The sequence below is a fragment of the Planktothrix sp. FACHB-1355 genome, from assembly GCF_014748295.1.
GTDB classification, from domain to species: Bacteria; Cyanobacteriota; Cyanobacteriia; order Cyanobacteriales; family Aerosakkonemataceae; genus Aerosakkonema; species Aerosakkonema funiforme_A.
The window spans coordinates 1-5,127 of record NZ_JACJUP010000428.1; the positions used below are offsets into that span (position 1 = coordinate 1).

Consider the following 5,127-nt stretch of genomic DNA (forward strand, 5'->3'; position numbering starts at 1 on the left):
AGCCATTATAATTTAGATTATACAGGCGAGAAATTAACACTGGGTATATTTACTTGAGATTGCCAGCCATAGGGCTAGCTTGAGGAACTAATTTGTACTTTGAAAAAACTATTTCTAGTGCAAACTATGCCAAAATCCACCCCTGTGTAAGTTTCAAGCCAGATTCAGTGTTTGTGTAAATTTAATACAAAAGGGAGAAGTTGTCTTATGCCTCAAAAAAATCTTGATGAACTTAAGCTTATCTTTAGAGAAGGGTTTAACCAATGGTGGTCAGAAGAAGCTGAGGACTATGAATTGTCTGAAGAAGAGTTGGAAGTTGTAGCAGGAGGAGTAGAAGCAGGGTATGGCCTTTGTTATATAACAACATTATCGTGGTGTGATGTGAGTTGTCCTACACCAGAAGGGTAACCGTTCAAGGGGTGCGCCGCAGGCGCACCACCCCAAGAAGAGATGCAAAGGTTTTGGGGGAAATAAAGTGGTCTATCTTTTAAGTTAAGGTGAAGAGTTAAAGTTTTGATGAAACTGTACAATCACTTTCTCTGGGGCGCTAGAGCTATTATTATTTCCTGTTTGGTTAACTCCCCAAAATTTTTTTGGCAACAAGTAGCTCTAGCTCAAATCATTCCGGACACAACCTTACCCAATGCTTCTGTCGTCAACCCCCAGGAGGGAGTCAATGTTATTACTGGTGGTACGCAAGCAGGTAAAAATTTGTTCCACAGCTTTGTGTTGTTTTCTGTTCCCAATAACAACAGCGTATACTTCAACAACTCTCCCGATATTCAAAACATCTTTACTAGAGTAACGGGAGGGTCTTTATCTAATATTAATGGTATCATCCAAGCTAACGGCATAATTAACTTTTATCTAATTAACCCCAATGGAATTATCTTTGGCCCCAATGCGAGGCTAGAGATCGGCGGCTCATTTTTGGCAAGTACAGCCAGTAGCGTGAAATTTGCTGATGGCAGCTTTTTTGGTGTTGCTAACGCCAACCAAACTCCAACCCTACTAACGGTAAGTGTACCTACAGGTTTGCAATTTGGAAGCAACCCAGGAGGACTTGTCGTAAAGGGAAATCGACAAAATAGGAGCCAAACTAACGAAATTATAGATGCCACTACAGCTCTGCAAGTCGATCTAAATCAAACCTTAGCTTTAGTAGGTGGTAATATAGCTTTTGAGGGTGGAACTCTGAAGACACCAGGCGGAAGAATTGAATTAGGCAGTGTAGGCCCTAACAGCTTTGTTAACCTCAGCCCTCTAAACAAAGGTATAGCCTTGGGCTATGACGGTGTTTCCACTTTTGGAGATATTGAATTATTCCAGCAGGCAGCTATTAATGCGACTGGCGCAGGCGGTGGTGATATCCAAGTTTGGGCTAGGCGGTTAACTCTGAAAGATGGTTCCCAAATAGAAGCTAGTACTTTGGGTGCTCAAGCAGGAGGTAGCTTGAGTGTCAATACTAGCCAATCAATTGAATTAATTGGCACTTCCTCAGATGGTATACCCTCCGCCATAGCAGCTACGGTCGATCCTGAAGCTACTGGTGCTGGTGGAAACGTTTCTTTGGAAACTAAGCAGTTAATTGTTAGCAATGGAGCCCAGGTATTAACTCTCACCGCAGGCGCTGGCGCAGCAGGAAACTTAGCAGTGAAAGCCTCTGATTCAGTAGAATTGAGTGGGAATTCGGCTAGTAAAGTTCCCTTGTTGAGTAGGTTATCTACCACTGTCGCGAAGGACGGGACGGGTGCTGGGGGCAATCTCACTGTGGAAACGGGACGCTTAATTGTCAAAGAAGGAGCGCAAGTTTCAAGTGCTACGTTTGGCTTTGGCTCTGCGGGAAGATTGACGGTGGAAGCTTCCGAGTTAATAGAATTAACTGGTATTTCAGCGGATAGAAAGTTTAATAGTGGGTTATTTACTCAAGTTAACCCAGGCGCTCAAGGCGCTGGGGGAAATTTAACCGTGGAAACGGGAAGTTTAATCGTCACAGATGGAGCGCAAGTATCGACTGCAACCTTTGATGCTGGGAGTGGAGGAAATTTAGCAGTAAAAGCCTCAGATTCAGTAGAATTGAGCGGTACTGTTATAGCATTTAATAATCAGCGATTTCGCAGTGCTTTAGTAACCTCAGTCCAGAGAGGTGCTAATGGTAGTGGAGGTAATTTAACTGTAGAAACCGGGCGATTAATTGTCCGAGATGGGGCGCAAATATCAACTGCTACGTTGGGGTTTAAACCAGGAGGAACTTTAACAATAAATGCTTCCAAGTCAGTAGAAGTAATAGGAACGGCAGTAGATCCAAATTTTCCCAGTCGTTTGTCTGCTCGCTCCACCGATATTGCAGATGCGGGAAATTTAATAATTAATACTGGACAGTTGACTGTCCGAGATGGCGCTCTAGTTAATGTGAGTAGCACAGGAACGGGAAATGCTGGTAACTTAGAAGTCGTGGCTGATGCTGTTTTTTTGGATAATAAAGGCTCTCTGGAAGCGGAAAGTGCTGGAGGGGCGTTTGGCAATATTAGATTGAATTCCCAATCCTTAATAATGCGTCGAGGTAGCACCATCACTACTAACGCTACGGGCACAGCTACGGGCGGTAATATTTCCCTTAACATCAACAATGGTGTTTTAGCTGCTTTAGAAAATAGCGATATCAGCGCCAATTCCACAGAATCTCAAGGCGGTACAGTTACTATCAACGCTCGCAGCATCTTTGGCGCACAACAGCGCACGCGGGAAGAACTGGAAAGCTTACTAAATACCGATAATTTAGATCCGGCACAACTGCCAAGTAGCGACATCACCGCTACAGGTGCAAATCCTTCGTTAAGCGGTACTATTACAATCAACACCCCCGACGTTGACCCCAGTTCGGGATTGCTCCCTTTACCGGATAATGTGGTTGATGCCACCTCTCTTGTTGCTTCTGTTTGTAGCCGCAGCAAGGAGAGTTCTTTCACCGTTACCGGTAGAGGTGGGATACCGCCAAGTCCAACAGATGCTCTCGCGGATGAAGCTACTTGGATGGATGTGAGAGCAAGAGGAAGAGAACAGGAGAGCAGGAGAGTGGGGGAGAGAAGCAGCCGTTCCCAGTCAAAAGTCTCCAATTATCAAATTGTGGAAGTGCAAGGATGGATACTTAATTCAAAAGGAGAGGTGGAACTGGTAGCGCAAGTACCAAATACGACACCTCACAGTTCTGGATTTTCACAACAGCAATGTTATGCGCCTTAATTTGAGATTTTTTACTAATGTGTTCGCTCGCTGGGGAATCAATTCCCTGGCGGGCAGAATCGGAGGTCTCTAATGTCTATTAGACAATTGTTGAGAAAGGCGTTCCCGCAGGGTACCGGATGGGATATCGCATTTTTATCACAATCCCATATCCATCGTTTTAATCTATACCAATATCGACGACAAACTAAAAAGTGGCTAATCCGATTTGCACTGGCATTTTTAGCCGCGCTTGTGGGTGCTGGCGTTTCGATCGCACTCACGGGAAATGGGATATGGGGAATCGCAAATGGCAAAGAACCAATCCCTAATTCCCAATCGCCGATACCCAATTCGCAACAATTATTGGAACAGGGGATAAAATTTTTCCAAGCCGAACAATTTTCTCAAGCGGCAGAAGTCTGGCAACAAGCTGCTGCTGCATTTAAAGCTTCTGGCGATCGACTCGGTGAAGCTCAAGCTTTAAGCCATTTGTCTTTAGCTTATCAACAATTAGGAAAATTGGCAGAAGCTCAAGATGCGATCGCATCTTCTCTCTCCCTCATTCGCAATTCAAATAACAATAGCGAATCGGGAATTATTCTGGCTCAAGCTTTAAATGCCCAAGGTCATTTACAACTTGCTTTGGGAGAATCGGAAGCTGCTTTAAAAACTTGGCAACAAGCAGCGACAACATATTCCCAAATCGGAGATAAAGAAGGTGCGATTGGCTGTCAAATAAATGAAGCCCAAGCACTGCAAAATTTGGGTCTTTACCGCCGCGCTCGCAAAATTCTAGAAGAAGTAGAAGTATCTCTGCAAACTCAACCAAATTCTTTGGTGAAAGCAACAGGTTTGCGTAGTTTAGCTAATTCATTGCGTGCGATCGGCGAATTGGAAAAATCGCGCCAATTGTTGCAAGAAAGCTTGATCGTAGCCCAAGAGTTGCGATCTCCAGCAGCAATTAGCGCGGCTCAATTCAGTTTGGGAAACACCAACAGAGCTTTGGCAAATAGAGCAAAATATTTAGAGAATACAGCATCTGCAAAAACTGAAGTACAAGCTGCTATCAGCGCGTATCAACAAGCAGCGGAAACATCGAATTCTCCAATAATGCGCGTGCAAGCACAAGTGAATCAACTTAGCTTACTGGTTGAAGAAAGACAATTTAGCGAAGCGGAAAATTTGCGCTCGCAAATTCATCTAGAACAATTACCTGTCAGTCGCAGATCTGTATTTGCTCGCATTAATTTTGCTCAAAGTTTAGCTAAATTGGGAAATGGCGAGTCGGAAATTAATAATCGCGATCTGCAACAAACATTGCAATTACCGCTTGCTAATAACCAAGAAATCGCTCAAATATTAGCTAAAGCAGTTCAAGAAGCCAGAAGTATAAAAGATACACGCGCTGAATCTTTTGCTCTCGGTAACTTGGGAGCATTGTACGAACTAGCTCACCAAGCTAAGGAAGCCGAAAATCTCACTCAACAAGCACTTGTTTTGGCACAAGCAATTAACGCTGCCGATGTTTATTATCGCTGGCAATGGCAGTTAGGAAGATTGCTCAAAACTCAAGGGGATGAAAAAGGTGCGATCGCAGCTTACAATGTAGCAGTTGAAACCCTCGAATCCCTACGCAGTGACTTAGTTGCCATTAATGCCGATAATTCAGATATCCAGTTTTCTTTCAGAGATAGCGTAGAACCTGTTTATCGCGAATTTGTCGATTTATTAGTAAGCACAAAAAGCGAACAACGTCAAGATAAATTACGCCAAGCGCGTTATGCGATCGAAGCTCTCCAACTAGCAGAATTAGACAACTTCTTTCAAGAAGCTTGCATCAATGCCAAACCTGTACAAATCGATCGAGTTGATACCTCTGCCGCCGTTATTTATCCGATTATT

2 protein-coding genes and 1 pseudogene are annotated in these 5,127 nt (G+C 43.8%); all 3 read left to right on the forward strand.

Annotated elements, in window-relative coordinates; all coding sequences use genetic code 11:
- Positions 1-207: 207 nt before the first annotated feature.
- Positions 208-408, forward strand: coding sequence for a hypothetical protein (locus H6S82_RS17580; protein WP_190464276.1), 201 nt, complete (start codon positions 208-210; stop codon positions 406-408).
- A gap of 108 nt (positions 409-516) precedes the next feature.
- Complete coding sequence (locus H6S82_RS17585; RefSeq protein ID WP_190464275.1) at positions 517-3,243, forward strand: S-layer family protein; 2,727 nt, start codon at positions 517-519, stop codon at positions 3,241-3,243.
- Positions 3,244-3,315: 72 nt separating this feature from the next.
- Positions 3,316-5,127, forward strand: a pseudogene (locus H6S82_RS17590) (hypothetical protein); the annotation flags it as partial.

Excerpts from the sequence above, each read along its gene's own strand:
- H6S82_RS17580 (WP_190464276.1), top strand. The coding sequence starts at position 208 with ATGCCTCAAAAAAATCTTGATGAACTTAAGCTTATCTTTAGAGAAGGG.
- H6S82_RS17585 (WP_190464275.1), top strand. The coding sequence starts at position 517 with ATGAAACTGTACAATCACTTTCTCTGGGGCGCTAGAGCTATTATTATT.